Here is a 13,670-nt window from a genome sequence, read left to right on the forward strand (position 1 = left end):
CTGAAAAGATTTCTATTGCGTTTTAGGGCTATTTTCTGAAAAACAGCCCTAAAACGCAAATGATGAACCACGGCTGCAATTGGCTGCCAGCCTCTCCCGGTATGCTTTTACATTTCCGGTTTAGAAAACAGGTAGCTGTGGTTTATATTCCGGCCCATGGCGTTTTGGAGCTGTTTTCTGAAAAACGGCTCCAAAACGCAAACACGGGGAGCCGCATCTTTTCCGGCCCGGTTTCTTTAGTTCTTCTCTGCTGTTCGGGGGGGCGTCACACCTTAATTCCTCTGCAGATTTGAAATTTTGCCTACAGAAAATCATAGAGGTTGTTTACACGGGACCTTTGCGCTGCAACCGGCCTTCAAAAGAACCTGACCTCTGGGTTGCCTCGCACCATGGCGCTGCTCAAAAAACGCTATAGAAAAACCTTTTGCTCCCCGTTTTCGCCCGCAAAATTATGATGGAAACCAGCCCTTAGGGGCAGAACAGGACTACAAATTCCCTGCGGCGCTTGATTCCTGACTGGGAACCCGGGTTTGTACTATTAACCGCTCTTCTTCTTTTGAAAAACAAAGTGATTGAACCGCTGATTAGTGTTTCTGCTTTATGGCGGCCACTTCTTAACCATCTGGGGGCAAGGTCGTACCTCTAATGGGCTTTGCGTGTTCATGCGCAGGGCTAACTCTCAAAATCAGGTACTATGGAAAAGCAGAAAGTAGGCGATTTTCTTATACAGCGGCTGGGCGAATGGGGTGTAACACGCCTCTTCGGGTATCCCGGTGACGGCATCAACGGCATTATGGGGGCGCTTGACCGCGCCGAAGGAAAGCTGGAGTTTGTGCAGGTGCGGCATGAGGAGGTGGCCTCGCTCATGGCCTGTGCCCACGCCAAATACACGGGAGAGGTGGGCGTGTGTCTGGCTACCTCGGGGCCGGGGGCCATTCACCTGCTCAACGGGTTGTATGACGCCAAGCTGGACCACCAGCCGGTGGTGGCGCTGGTAGGGCAGAAGGGGCAGAAAGCGTTGGGTGGCCATGCCCAGCAGGAGGTAGATTTGATGTCGCTGTTCAAAGATGTAGCCAGTGAGTACGTACACATGGTCACAGACCCTAGCCAGGTGCGGCACGTGCTGGACCGGGCGTTTAGGATTGCCAAATACCAGCGCACCGTTACCTGCGTGATTCTGCCCAGTGACGTGCAGGACGAAGAATACCAGGACCCGGAGCACACCCACGGCACCATCCATACGGGCACGGGCTATCTGGAGCCCCGCGTGCTGCCCCGCGACGAAGACTTGCAACGCGCCGCCGATGTATTGAACGCCGGAGAAAAAGTAGCCATTCTGATAGGCATAGGTGCCAAAGACGCCGCCGCGGAAGTGATGCAAGTAGCCGAAGTCTTGGGAGCTGGCGTGGCCAAAGCCTATCTGGGCAAAGCCGTGCTGCCAGACGAACTGCCGTTTGTGACGGGCGGGATTGGGTTCTTCGGGACCACCGCCAGCCACCAGATGATGCAGGAGTGCGACACGCTGCTCATGGTGGGCTCCCGCTTCCCGTATTCAGAATTTCTACCCAAAGAAGGACAGGCGCGCGGCGTGCAGATTGACCTGGACGGCCGCATGGTGAGTTTGCGCTACCCCATGGAGGTGCCGCTCATTGGTGACAGCGCTGAGACATTGAAAGCCCTGCTTCCGCTGCTCAAACGCAAAGAAGACCGCAGCTGGCGCCAAAAGATAGAGCAAGACATTAAAGATTGGTGGCAGCAGACCGAAGAGCAGGCCCAGCACCCTGGCCAGCCTGTCAATCCCAAATTGGTTTTCCAGAAGCTGTCTCCCTTGCTGCCAGACAACTGCATCATGGCCGCAGATTCCGGCTCTTCCTCCAGCTGGATGTCGCAGTACATCAGGATCAGGGAGGGTATGAAGTTCTCGGTGTCTGGTACGTTGGCCACCATGGGCTGCGCCGTGCCGTATGCACTCGCGGCTAAGTTTGCCTATCCAGACCGGTTGGCCGTGGCCTTTGTGGGCGACGGTGCCATGCAGATGAGCAGCAACGCTGAACTGCTCACCATCCAGAAATACTGGCAGCAGTGGGCAGATCCGCGCCTGCTGGTGCTGGTGCTTAACAACCGTGACCTGAACTTCGTGACCTGGGAGCAGCGCATGAACGAGGGCAACCCCAAATTTGACGCCTCTCAGGTGCTGCCAGAATTCAATTTTTCGGCGTACGCCGAATCCCTGGGTCTGAAAGGTATCCGGATTGAAACCCCTGACCAGATAGATGACGCCCTGCAGCAGGTCCTCGCTGCTGACCGTCCCGTGGTGGTAGAGGTGCTGGCTGACCCTGAGATTGTGCCGTTCACCACCCAGGTAGCCGCCCAGTCTGCTGACAACATTGCCGCGGCCATTCAGAAAGGTGACAAAGCCGCCGGTCAGCATCTGGAGGAACCCCTGGAAGGTGCCGTAGCAGAGGCAGGTGAGGAGTAGCAGAGTTTCTGTTTTGGGCCTGTTTTCAGGAAAACAGGCCCAAAACAGAAACTCTGTCTTTTCATCCTGGAAAGCTCTTGTGGGCGATCAGTGATAGCCGTTGTTAAAAGCCTATTCCAGTACGCCCGCAAGGTTCTTTCAGGATGAAAAGAAGAGGGTGCCAGTTAGTTCTGTTGCTCTACATGCTAGATTTGACGGCGAACGTATATGCTTGCCCAACCTGACGGAAAGCAGCAAGGTTATCTCTCCGCTCTTCCAGATGTGCAATCCGGAAGCAGGTTCCACGGGTATTTGTAATTCCCTTCTTGCATCAGGATCAGTAAACGGCAGATGGCAAATTTGCAGTTTGCTGCGTTCGAGGTTTCAAGTCCTGAACAAGCATGTGGGGAGTGTTTCAGGACTGTGATTGGATTTTCTACTACTTTAAAAGTGGGTGGAGACACAAAAGCAGTTTCTTTCAAAGATCCTTGCTTGCCGCCCGTGCAATTCTTTTTCCCAGGCAGGTGTAGTACTTTTGCGTTTCCGGGCTGTTTTTGGGAAAACAGCTCCAAAACAGGAAGAACATCACCGCTTGAACTGATCGCCACAGGGGCAGTTCAACCTTACCAGGCTATACCTTGAAACTTGCACTAGTTACTTATTCTGAAATCCAGAGCTACGGTTCCCTGAGCGGGAGCGAAGACGGCGTGCTGCTGGCGTATCTTTCGTCTAAAGGCATTGACATTACCCCAGAAGTGTGGGACAACCCCGCGGTAAACTGGCAGCAGTATGACCTGGCCATCTTCAAATCTCCGTGGGACTACTTTGACAAGTTTGCCGCGTTCCAGGCGTGGCTGGACCAGATGGAAACGGTGGGGCTGCGTACGCTGAACCCCATTTCAACGGTACGCTGGAATGCAGACAAGCACTACCTGCTGGAGGTGGAGAAGACCGGTTTGCCCATTGTGCCCACGGCTTTGTTGAAGAAGGGGATGCAGGCGCAGTTGGAAGGTTTCTTCCGCCAGTTTGATTCTTCTAAATTGATCATCAAGCCCAGCGTGAGCGGCGGCGCGAAAAACACGTTTACTGTCACTCCAGAAGAGGTGCAGGCGGTACTGCCCAAGCTGCAGGAGCTGCTACAGCACGAGGATTTTCTGGTGCAGCCGTTCATGCCGCAGATACAGGCGGAAGGGGAGTGGTCTTTTCTGTTCTTTAACGGCACGTACAGCCATTGCCTGCTCAAATCAGCCAAGTCTGGGGATTTCAGGGTGCAGCATTTCTTTGGCGGCTCTATTCATCCGCAGCCTGCCCCGGCGCATCTGTTGCCGCAGGCGCAGAAGTTCATAGACCAATTCGCCCAAGGCTGCCTCTATGCCCGCGTAGACGGGGTTGATGTGAACGGGGAACTGCAATTGATGGAGTTGGAGCTGATTGAGCCGTTTTTGTTCCTGCACACGCACGCAGAGGCACTGGAGAAGTATTATCAGGCGTTGCAGGCGTTGGTGCCAGGCTTAGCGAATTGAAATAGGTAAATGCTTTCTGTTTCCGGGCTGTTTTCACGAAAACAGCCCGGAAACAGAATAAGAAGTGATGGCCAAAGATTTTCCCTCAGGGAAGCCCTCGCTCTTTGTCCTCCTAGAAGGATCTTGGTTGCGAACAGTAGTAGTGTTTGCAATGTTGCTTTTTTGCACGCTCTCTCAGTTTTTTCAAAGTCTAACTATTCCTCTTTTGTCATCCTGAAAGGATCTTGGTAGCGAGCGGTAACTGCAGTTAGTGAACACTACCCAAGCGCGCCCACAAGATCTTTCCAAGATGACAAAAGGGAGAGAATTTTATAATAGGTAAGGTGCCCAGCAATCCACCAATACTCATCAATCTAATTGCAACTCTTTACAGTTACCCAAACAGATTAATACTCATGCCGCCGTCCACGGCAATGCATTGACCAGTGATATAGGCGGCGGCGGGCATACAGAGGAAGGCGACGGCCCCGGCCACGTCTTCGGGGTTGCCGATGGTGCGGGTGGGGGTGCGGCTCAACACACTCTCCAGATACTCCTGGTTCTGCAGCACCTGCTCCGCCAGCGGCGTTCTGATGTACCAGGGAGCCACACAGTTCACCCGTATGCCATCTGGGGCCCATTCGCCGGCCAGGTTTTTGGAGAGCTGCACCAAGGCCGCTTTGGTCATGCCGTAGATAGCGCCCGTGCGCACGTGCCCTAAGCCTGCCACCGAAGACACGTTCACCACGTTGCCTTGTGGCGAATTCTTCAGCAGCGGGTGCGTGAGCCGGCAAAGCTCAAAGGCTGAGGTGAGGTTGGTCTGCAGCAGGTAGTTGTATTCCTCAGGGGTGTATTCGCCTATTTTCTTGCGGATGTTGGTGCCCACGTTGTTCACCAGAATATCCAGGGCGCCCCACGTATTTTCAACCAATTGGATCAGGTTGTGCCGGTCAGCGGGTTGGCTCACGTCTGCCACCATGCCCGAGGCGTTGAGACCGCGGGAACGCCAGTCAGTGACGGCCTGGTTTACCTCCAGTTCCTTACGGGCCACAATCAGCACTTCGGCGCCCAGCACCAACAATTCTTCGGCAATGGCGGCCCCAATCCCTTTAGTGCCTCCGGTAACCAGGGCTCTGCGCCCTTCTAAGTTCCAACGGTTATTCTGCATTTACTTACTTCAAAAATTGTCTTGAATAGGTAAGTCTACGCAGAAATTGGCAGAAGGGAAAGGTGCTTCGCAAACGTAACGGGGCAGATTCCCGTTTTCGGCCTGTTTTCTCAAAAACAGGCCAAAAACGATAAAAAGCAATTAAGTAGCTGGGCGATAAAAGCTATCTATGCTGTCATCCTGAAAGGATCTTGTGGGCGAACTAGAATGGCAATTATTAACTGCTACTGCCGTTCGTCACCGAGATCCTTCCAGGATGACAAAATGGTGTAAAGTGTTTTTGCCCTTCTCCTAGCTATAAATAAAAGAAGCCGGTGGTGAGACCGGCTTCTTTCAAAACTAAAACTATGGAAAAACTAAAACGGAAAAGCTTAGCTTCTTTTTTCTTTGATACGGGCTGCTTTACCAGAAAGACCTCTCAGGTAGAACAGACGGGCTCTTCTCACTTTACCACGGCGAATCACCTCAATCTTCTCAATGTTTGGAGAAAGGATGGGGAAAATACGCTCAGTACCGATCTGGTTAGACACTTTTCTCACGGTGAAAGTCTCGCTGGCACCTGAGTTTCTGCGTTGTAATACCACGCCTTGGAACTGCTGGATACGCTCTTTGTTCCCCTCACGGATTTTCACGTGAATGTTCACGGTATCGCCAGCAGCAAAAGCAGGGATAGACGCGCGCTTCTCAGCGTATTCCTGCTCAACTAGTTTAATTAATTCGCTCATGACTATAGTATAGTGTCTATTGATCTGCAAAATGGAGTGCAAATATAGACGTAATTTTTGTAATTGTAAATCAAGAAGTAATATTTTTATCATCGGCCAGCAAATCTGGCCTCAGAAGCTTGGTGCGCTGCACCGCCTGCTCAAACCGCCACTCCTCTACTTTGGGCGTATTGCCTGAGATTAGAATGTCTGGAACGGTATGTCCTTCAAAGTCAGCAGGCCTGGAGTACACCGGGGGGGCCAACAGGTTGTCCTGAAATGAATCTGACAGAGCACTGCTCTCGTCATTCAGCACCCCCGGGATGATCCTGATGATGGAGTCTGCCAATACCGCCGCCGCCAGTTCACCGCCCGATAGCACGTAGTCGCCAATGCTGATCTCATGGGTCACAAACAGGTCCCGCACGCGCTGGTCCACGCCTTTGTAGTGCCCGCACAGAATGATGATGTTCTGCAGCAGAGACAGGCGGTTGGCCATGGGCTGGTTCAGGGTTTTCCCGTCTGGGGTCATGTAAATCACCGCGTCATAGGTGCGCTGGGCCTGCAGTTGGCGTATGCACTTGGCAATGGGCTCTATCATGAGCACCATGCCGGCGCCGCCGCCGAAGGCATAGTCATCTATCTGGCCGTGTTTGTTGATGGCGTACTGCCTGAGGTCATGCAAATGCACCTCCACCAGGCCTTTGTCCTGGGCACGCTTTAAGATAGAATGGCTAAAGGGGCCGTCCAGCAGGTGGGGCTGGCAGGTAATGATATCAAACCGCGTCATCGTCTTCGTCTTCCTCGCCGGCTAGCGGCGGCTCTTCCTCGTTCCGGTTAGAAGGAGTGGTATAGACTTCCAGCAGGCCTTCGGGCAGGTGCACAAACAGCTTTTTGTTTTCGCGGTCAGTGCGTAGAATGATCTCGTCCTGCACCGGAATCAATACTTCATGGCCCTGGTAGTCCATGGCCAGCAGGTCCTGGTTGGGCAGGTCAAAGAAGGTCTGCACGGTTCCCAGTTCGCCCAGCTGCTCATCTACCACGGTATAGCCAATCACCTCATGGAAGTAGAATTGGTCTTCCTCCAGTTCAGGGAGTTGGTTTAAGGGGAGGTAAAGGGCCGCGCCTTTGAGCTTGTCAGCGTCTGCCGGGGTGTTGATGTCTTCAAACTTAATGATGCTGCGGCCTTTGTCCTGCGGGTTGAGGTCATCAATGAAAAAAGGAACCAGCTTCCCGTTTATCAACAGGAAAACTGATTCCAATTCGTCATACTCCTCGGGGAAGTCCACGTCAAAAAACGCGACTACCTGGCCCTTGGTGCCATGCGTCTTCACAATATACCCCAGTTGGAAGCATGCGTCTAACGTCATGGCCGGTAAAATTAAGCTTGAGCTTCTTCAGTGGCGTCTGCAGCCGGAGCGTCAGCGGCGCCTTCTGTGGCTTCGCCTTCAGCAGCAGGGGCTTCTTCTTCAGCAGCAACAGGCTCTGGAGTGTTTTTCAAACGGATAGCTTCTGCACGGGCTGCGTTTACTTTGGCCTCAGCCTCTAACGCCGCTTGCCTCTTAGCTGCCTTGTCTGAACCTAACTGCTCTTTCTTGCCAGTGATTTTGGCGTCTTTGGCAGCTTTCCACTCCTGGTAGCGGGTGTCAGCTTGCTCTTGGGTGATGGCACCCTTCAATACACCAATCTGCAAGTGTTTTCTGAACATAACACCCGTGTAAGAAAGCATGGCTTTCACGGTGTCAGTTGGCTGCGCGCCTTTCAATACCCAATCCAACGCTTTGTCTTCGTTGAAGTTGATAGAGGCGGGGTTGGTTAAGGGGTTGTACGTACCCAGTTTCTCAATAAAACGACCATCACGTGGTGAACGAGAATCTGCTACAACGATATCATACATTGCAGCTTTTTTGCGGCCTCTGCGGGCCAGTCTGATTTTAACAGCCATAGTTAACTTTTGTTAATGCGCCGGAACCCGTCCGGCATTGGGCTGCAAAGGTACGGCAAATATTTTGAATGTGCTACAAATCAATTGATTTGAATGAAGGGAAAGACAGCTCTGGGAACGTCTGTGCGGGGAGCAAAACCTGTTTTGGGGCTGTTTTCAGAAAAACAGCCCCAAAACGCCAGATTCACTTCCCGGCCTTCAGGGGCCAGACAAAACGCTGCAGGGAGTGCGGGCCGCGGCCAAACAAGTCGCCGGCCAGAAAAAGACGTGGGGCTGCCGGGGAGACGCGGTCATACAGTGATGAGCCATACCGGGTCTGGACCCAGCCAGGGGCGTACCCCTGCAGCTGGAGCAGGGTAGGGAAGATATGGAAATGGCTGTAGCCCTGTTTTTGAGGAGGAGGTAGTCTGGAAATCTGCGCCGGGTCCCAGACCCAGAGCGGCACGGCCACTTCCTGCGGGGAGGTGTCCTGCACTGATGCGTGGGCAATGCTGATGCCGGCTTCTGTGAGGTTCTGGCCATGGTCAGAGGTGTACACGATCACGGTGCTGTCCCGCCCGGAAATATTTGTGGTAAGCTTCCGCCAGAACGCATCTACCGTCCACCGCAGGGCGTTGTGGTAGGTGTTGAGGGTGCGGGTGCGGTCTTTGTAGAGGCTGCGCTGGGTGAGCGTGGGTTGAAAAAAAGCTGAGTCTGCGGGATAGGTGCGGGCATACGGCCAGTGAGCCCCGGCTTTCACTACGTATGCAAATATCCTCTCTGGCTGCTTGGCCAGGCGTACAAGGTACTCTGCCACCCACATGTCCCGCTCATAGTACGGCAGAGCGGGGTGGAGGGCCGCCGGGCGAAGCAGGGAGTCTATGTATTTGAGGTCTTCCGGCGACATGAAATTCTGGAGCACATCACCCCCCAGCTGGGCGTCTATGTAGTAGGTTTTGTAGCCTGCTTTTTGGGCGAACTGGAAGATATTGGTTCTGGATAGCGTTCTGAAGGCGGTGTCTGGTAGCTCAGAAAGCCTGGTGCCACTCATGAGAGCCATATTGGAGCCTGCGCTTTGGTTTACGGTAGCACTGGCAACTCCGTAGTTGTAGAGGTGGTCTTGTAGAGACGCCAGAAAGGGGGTGGTCTTCTTCTGGGGGTGGTTGAGGGAAAGCTCTGTGGCGGTAATGCTTTCGTCCATGATCAGAAAGAGGTGGGGCACCCCGGCGGTTGCAGGGGAAACCGGCACTGGCTCCCGCGCCGGCTGAGGAACCTGCCCCGCAATGGCCGCCCCAAAGTTGAGCGGCACCCGGTACAAGGCTGGGAAATCATCAACAACACCGGTCGTCCATGTGATGTGGGTGTAAACGGCTACGGCGGCCAAGGGGAACGCCAGCGCCATGGCAGGGGCCGCCCGCCATTTTGTTTTCTTCCGGAGCAGGTGCAGCAACGCTAGTACTACAACAGACGCCAAGATGGCTGCAGCTACCAGGGGGGCGTAGTTTTCTAGTGCGCTGCCCGCTAAAGGCCGGTTATTCCACGCCAGCACCGCGTCTGAGTGCATGAAGTTGTAACCAATGATAAACCGGTAGGTGAGGCTGACCACTAAACAGGGGAACCACAGCAGCAGGGTAGCCCAGTAGAGAGGCTTATTCCTGTTCAGCAGTAAAGAAAGTACTCCCGCCAGAGAGATGCCCAGGCAGAGCAAAAAAAGCAGGAAATGGGCAAGGCTGTCCCTAAAGAGCAGGAAGTTGAGAATGTAGTACAGCCGGCCCGGGCGCATCTCCACCACCGCCACGTACATCCCCAGCAAAGCTAAAAGTCCCAAAGGAGACGTGACCACCCGGCGGGAAGCTGATAATAGAGAAGATCCCATATAAATTTGTGAACTTGGGCAAATTAATAAAAGCTTCTGTGACAAACGGCACCTCTCCCCATGAATCTGGTTCTTCACCTGCCCCGCCCGGGCGGGAAGAGGTGGTTGATCTGCTCAGAGGGGTGGCACTGGTGGGGGTGGGGGCCGCCAACCTGCTCGTCTTTAACACCAGTAACGGTCACTTTGAAAGCTACGCCCAGAGGTTCCCAGATGCGCTGAACCAGTTTGCCCTCCAGTTCTTCATGGTGTTCCTGAAGGGGAAGTTCTACTCCCTGTTTGCGCTGCTGTTCGGGCTCTCGGCGGCGCTGGCGCTGCAGGCTAGAGGCGTTGGGCCTTTCCTGAAACGGGCTGCTGTTTTAGGGGTGCTGGGTGTGCTGCACCTGCTGCTGGTCTGGAGGGGCGACGTGCTGCTCCAGTACGCGCTCATGGGGCTGTTGCTGCTGCTCATTAGGCGGTGGCCCACAACGCTGCAGGTAGGGGTGGCGGTTTCCCTTTTCTTGCTTGGCTTTGCCGAAACGTGGCTGGCGCCTCCCGCCCCTGAGCCAATCCCTCTGCCGGACAGCAGCTATTGGCAAGCGGTCTGGGAGCGGTCTAGCCATACTTTTCTGACCTCCTGGGCACTTGAGGACTGGTTATACCAGGCAAGGATCTTTGCCTGGCTCTTGCTGGGGTACCTGCTGGGTGAGGGCAAACGGTATGAGCAGTTCCTGCGCCCCAAAGCTGTTGTGCGCGTATTGCTCGCCGCGGGCATGTCACTGCTTCTGGCCGGTGTGTTAATCCAGGTTTTGGGGTTGCGGGGGGAGCAGGGGCGTGGGTGGGAGACGGAACTTCTGAAACTGGCGCTGACAGCAGTGTTCTATGCCGGGAACGTTTTGCTGCTGTTGCTGCTGCCGGTTGCCTTCTATGTTTCGGGCGTAGCCCGAAGGGTGGTGGCTCTGCTTTCCTCCTTCGGGAAGATGACGTTGACCCATTACCTGCTGCAGAACCTACTGTTCAGTTGGCTGTTCTTTGGGTACGGCTTAGGCTGGTATAGGCAGGTGGCACCCGTCACGTTATGGGTTGGTTACCTGGTGCTGGTTCTGGTACAAGTACTGGCGTCTTACTGGTGGTTGGGCCGCTTTGGGCAGGGGCCTTTTGAGAAACTGGTGCGCTATTTTACCAGAAGATAAAAAAACACCGCCCCAACGGTCTAAAACCGTTGGGGCGGTGTTTAACAATATCCATCAGGTTTTATGACTGAACCCGGGCTTTCTTCAGTTTAATGATGCCCAGCTTGTCTAAGGTCCAGATCACCGGGTAGGTGGGGTCCACCTCCCACCATTTCACCCCGAAGTTCACACGGTTAGGCAGTTTGTGGTGGTTGTTCTGGAACAGCTCGCCGCCGGTAAGGAAGTCAAAGAACAGGGAGTTCTTGGACTTGTCATGGTTGTCAAAGTTCTGATAGCCGTATTTGTGGCCGCTCCAGTTTACAATAGCGCCATGGATAGGACCCATTAAGAAGTGCACGGGCAGCAGCAGGTACATCCACCAGTACTCAGCAAAATAGATATAAAAGACTACGTAGAAGGTGCCCCACGCAATGCGGGAGATCCAGTGGTCGCCAATGCGCTCTACCAGTCTCCAAACCGGATAATTGCCGTCAAAACGCATCTCCGGCTCCACGCGGTGCTTGAGAACATCATTGTAGATGTTCTTGGTCTTCCACATCATGGTGAACGCGTTGCTGGAGAAGTGCGGGGAGTGCGGGTCGCGCTCTGTGTCTGAGAACGCGTGGTGCATGCGGTGCAGAATGGCGTAGGCCCTGGGTGAGAGGAATGATGAGCCTTGGCTGATGTAGGTGAACAGGAAGAAGAATTTTTCCCAGAAAGCGTTCATGGTGAACATTTTGTGGGCGGCATAGCGGTGCAGGTAGAACGTCTGAACAAACAGCGACAGATACCAGTGCGCTACAAAGAAAATAAGGATAATCATGCTGGGTGATGCAATTGGTTTACGCCTGTACAGGCACTTAAAGAAACAGTCTCAGGGAGAATAAGTTCACAAAGCTACAACTCAAGCTGCTTACCTAACAAAAAGCACTCTTTAAAAATCTGGAAAAATGACGAAAATCACTTTTGCCGTACCTTTTACGCAGCGGCCGCCCTACCTGGTTTCAGCCTGTTTTCTAAAAAGTAGCCCGGAAACAGGTGTGCGGCCAGCGCCCGAAGTGTAGAAGGAACCTAGGGCTGGAACGGCTGCCAGGCGGGAATGGCCGGCAGGGGGGCCTGCACCGTCACCCAGGTTTTCAGGACAGGGTGCTCAAATCCCAGTTCGCGGGCGTGCAGGCAGATGCTTTTGTTGGGGAGGGGGGCGGGGGCACCATATTTCACATCACCCTGAATGGGGCATTTCAGGGAAGCCAGCTGGACTCGTATCTGGTGGGGGCGCCCGGTCACGGGTCTTACCTCCACCAGGTGTTGCCCGCCTCTGGTCGCTAACAGAGTATAGCTCAGCTCAGCCCGCTGGCTACCGGGTTTTTCTGAGGAGAGGGCCCTGGTGACGTTGCGGGCGGGGTCTTTCACCAGCCAGTGAACCATCGTGCCCGCCTCGGGCTGGGGTGCCCGTTGCGTAATGGCCCAGTAGATTTTCTGAGTTTTACGGGTTTTGAATTGCTCGTTCAGCCGGGTGAGGGCCTTAGAGGTTTTGGCCAGCACCACCACCCCGCTTACCGGCCGGTCCAGCCGGTGCACCACTCCTATAAAGACATTGCCGGGTTTCTGGTACTTTTCCCGCAGGTAGTCTTTGGCCAGCTCAGATAAAGGAACATCCCCGGTTTCGTCGCCCTGCACCAGCAGCCCGCTTGGTTTGTTTACCACCAGCACATGGTTGTCTTCAAACAAAACGTCTAGGGGCGGGTAGGGCATTTTCTGTCTGGTTGAGAGATAGTCTTTGGTTGCTGTTCAGAGAGAGCGGTACTGTGGGTAACGTAACCTTCTGTTTTGGGGCTGTTTTCAGAAAAACAGCCCCAAAACAGACTTGCTGGGAGAAGAGATGCTCGGCTTCAGCAGCGACTCAGGTAGTCTGGGCACCGCGCGGGCAGTCTTCTCTGGGGCTGTAGTTGAAGACCAGGGACTAATAGGCCTCGTCTTCGCTGGGGAAGTTGCGGGATTTCACGTCACTCACGTAGTTGCTGACCGCCGTGGTGATGGTTTCGTGTAGTTCGGCGTACCGCCGGAGAAAGCGTGGTTTGAATTCCTTGGTGATGCCTAACAAATCATGGATCACCAGCACCTGCCCGTCTACGTGCGGTCCGGCCCCAATGCCAATAATGGGAATATGCAGTTCCTCTGCCACCCGTTTGGCCAGGGAGGCCGGAATCTTCTCCAGTACAATGGCAAAGCAGCCCAGTTCCTGGAGAAGGCGGGCGTCAGAGAGGAGTTTTTCAGCCTCGGCCTCTTCTTTGGCGCGCACTGAGTAGGTCCCGAACTTATAGATAGACTGCGGGGTAAGCCCCAGATGGCCCATAACCGGTACCCCGGCGCTTAAGATGCGGGAGATGGATTCTTTGATTTCTACGCCGCCTTCCAGCTTCACGCCGTGGCCGCCAGATTCTTTCATGATCCTGATGGCTGAGCGCAGGGCTTCTGAGGAATTTCCCTGGTACGAGCCAAAGGGGAGGTCTACCACCACAAAGGCCCGCCGCACCCCGCGCACCACTGAAGACGCATGGTAGATCATCTGGTCCAGCGTGATGGGGAGCGTGGTGTCATGGCCCGCCATCACATTAGAAGCCGAATCACCCACCAGTAAGACATCTGTACCGGCGGCATCCAGCAGGGTAGCCATGGAGTAGTCATAGGCGGTGAGCATAGAGATCTTCTCCCCGCGCTCTTTCATGCTGTGCAGCTGGTGGGTAGTGACAATCTTGACTTCGGGTTTGTGAACCGACATAGCAGTATGAATTTGAACGGGGCAAAGGTATAAAAGAACCTACCGTACCAAAAGCGTTTTTGACCTCTTTTCGCCAAAACAGGTGAAAAACAGAAGGCCATCTCAAAG

At 54.2% G+C, this 13,670-nt stretch carries 13 protein-coding genes; 3 read left to right on the forward strand and 10 right to left on the reverse strand.

Annotated elements, in window-relative coordinates; translation table 11 throughout:
* Nucleotides 1-694: 694 nt before the first annotated feature.
* On the forward strand, nucleotides 695-2,479 hold the full coding sequence (locus FHS90_RS07115) for a thiamine pyrophosphate-requiring protein (protein WP_182512520.1): 1,785 nt from the start codon (nucleotides 695-697) through the stop codon (nucleotides 2,477-2,479).
* A 239-nt stretch (nucleotides 2,480-2,718) separates the two neighbouring features.
* On the opposite strand, the gene FHS90_RS07120 is transcribed toward FHS90_RS07115, so the two are convergent.
* Nucleotides 2,719-3,066, reverse strand: coding sequence for a hypothetical protein (locus FHS90_RS07120; protein ID WP_182512521.1), 348 nt, complete (start codon nucleotides 3,064-3,066; stop codon nucleotides 2,719-2,721).
* A gap of 30 nt (nucleotides 3,067-3,096) precedes the next feature.
* On the opposite strand from FHS90_RS07120, the gene FHS90_RS07125 reads away from it, so the two are divergent.
* A complete protein-coding gene (locus FHS90_RS07125; RefSeq protein ID WP_182512522.1) occupies nucleotides 3,097-3,981 on the forward strand; it encodes an ATP-grasp domain-containing protein in 885 nt (294 codons plus the stop codon).
* A gap of 373 nt (nucleotides 3,982-4,354) precedes the next feature.
* Here FHS90_RS07125 and FHS90_RS07130 read toward each other — a convergent pair whose 3' ends face one another.
* The 6 genes from FHS90_RS07130 to FHS90_RS07155 all read right to left on the reverse strand — a co-directional run bounded on the left by FHS90_RS07130 (nucleotide 4,355) and on the right by FHS90_RS07155 (nucleotide 9,632).
* A complete protein-coding gene (locus FHS90_RS07130; protein WP_182512523.1) occupies nucleotides 4,355-5,128 on the reverse strand; it encodes an SDR family oxidoreductase in 774 nt (257 codons plus the stop codon).
* 371 nt (nucleotides 5,129-5,499) lie between these two features.
* Nucleotides 5,500-5,853 (reverse strand): 50S ribosomal protein L19, encoded by a 354-nt coding sequence (gene rplS / locus FHS90_RS07135; protein ID WP_066833703.1) that lies wholly within the window; start codon nucleotides 5,851-5,853, stop codon nucleotides 5,500-5,502.
* Nucleotides 5,854-5,923: 70 nt separating this feature from the next.
* Nucleotides 5,924-6,622 carry a tRNA (guanosine(37)-N1)-methyltransferase TrmD gene (trmD, locus tag FHS90_RS07140; RefSeq protein ID WP_066833706.1) on the reverse strand — a complete coding sequence of 233 codons (699 nt, stop codon included), beginning with the start codon at nucleotides 6,620-6,622 and terminating at the stop codon, nucleotides 5,924-5,926.
* A complete protein-coding gene (gene rimM, locus FHS90_RS07145; protein ID WP_066833709.1) occupies nucleotides 6,609-7,202 on the reverse strand; it encodes a ribosome maturation factor RimM in 594 nt (197 codons plus the stop codon). Before rimM ends, trmD begins: the two co-directional genes overlap by 14 nt.
* Before the next feature lie 11 nt (nucleotides 7,203-7,213).
* Nucleotides 7,214-7,777, reverse strand: coding sequence for a 30S ribosomal protein S16 (locus FHS90_RS07150; protein ID WP_066833712.1), 564 nt, complete (start codon nucleotides 7,775-7,777; stop codon nucleotides 7,214-7,216).
* Between the two features lie 184 nt (nucleotides 7,778-7,961).
* The gene (locus FHS90_RS07155; RefSeq protein ID WP_182512524.1) at nucleotides 7,962-9,632 is read right to left on the reverse strand and encodes a sulfatase-like hydrolase/transferase; all 1,671 of its coding nucleotides are present in this window, start codon (nucleotides 9,630-9,632) and stop codon (nucleotides 7,962-7,964) included.
* A 14-nt stretch (nucleotides 9,633-9,646) separates the two neighbouring features.
* On the opposite strand from FHS90_RS07155, the gene FHS90_RS07160 reads away from it, so the two are divergent.
* Complete coding sequence (locus tag FHS90_RS07160; protein WP_182512525.1) at nucleotides 9,647-10,801, forward strand: DUF418 domain-containing protein; 1,155 nt, start codon at nucleotides 9,647-9,649, stop codon at nucleotides 10,799-10,801.
* A gap of 61 nt (nucleotides 10,802-10,862) precedes the next feature.
* Here the strand turns inward: FHS90_RS07160 and FHS90_RS07165 are convergent, their stop codons facing one another.
* The 3 genes from FHS90_RS07165 to panB form a co-directional block, all read right to left on the reverse strand.
* Complete coding sequence (locus FHS90_RS07165; RefSeq protein WP_066833722.1) at nucleotides 10,863-11,603, reverse strand: acyl-CoA desaturase; 741 nt, start codon at nucleotides 11,601-11,603, stop codon at nucleotides 10,863-10,865.
* Between the two features lie 248 nt (nucleotides 11,604-11,851).
* A complete protein-coding gene (locus tag FHS90_RS07170; RefSeq protein WP_182512526.1) occupies nucleotides 11,852-12,535 on the reverse strand; it encodes an RluA family pseudouridine synthase in 684 nt (227 codons plus the stop codon).
* A gap of 208 nt (nucleotides 12,536-12,743) precedes the next feature.
* The gene (gene panB, locus FHS90_RS07175; RefSeq protein ID WP_066833727.1) at nucleotides 12,744-13,562 is read right to left on the reverse strand and encodes a 3-methyl-2-oxobutanoate hydroxymethyltransferase; all 819 of its coding nucleotides are present in this window, start codon (nucleotides 13,560-13,562) and stop codon (nucleotides 12,744-12,746) included.
* Nucleotides 13,563-13,670: the final 108 nt, after the last annotated feature.

The organism is Rufibacter ruber (assembly GCF_014138425.1).
GTDB classification, from domain to species: Bacteria; Bacteroidota; Bacteroidia; order Cytophagales; family Hymenobacteraceae; genus Nibribacter; species Nibribacter ruber_C.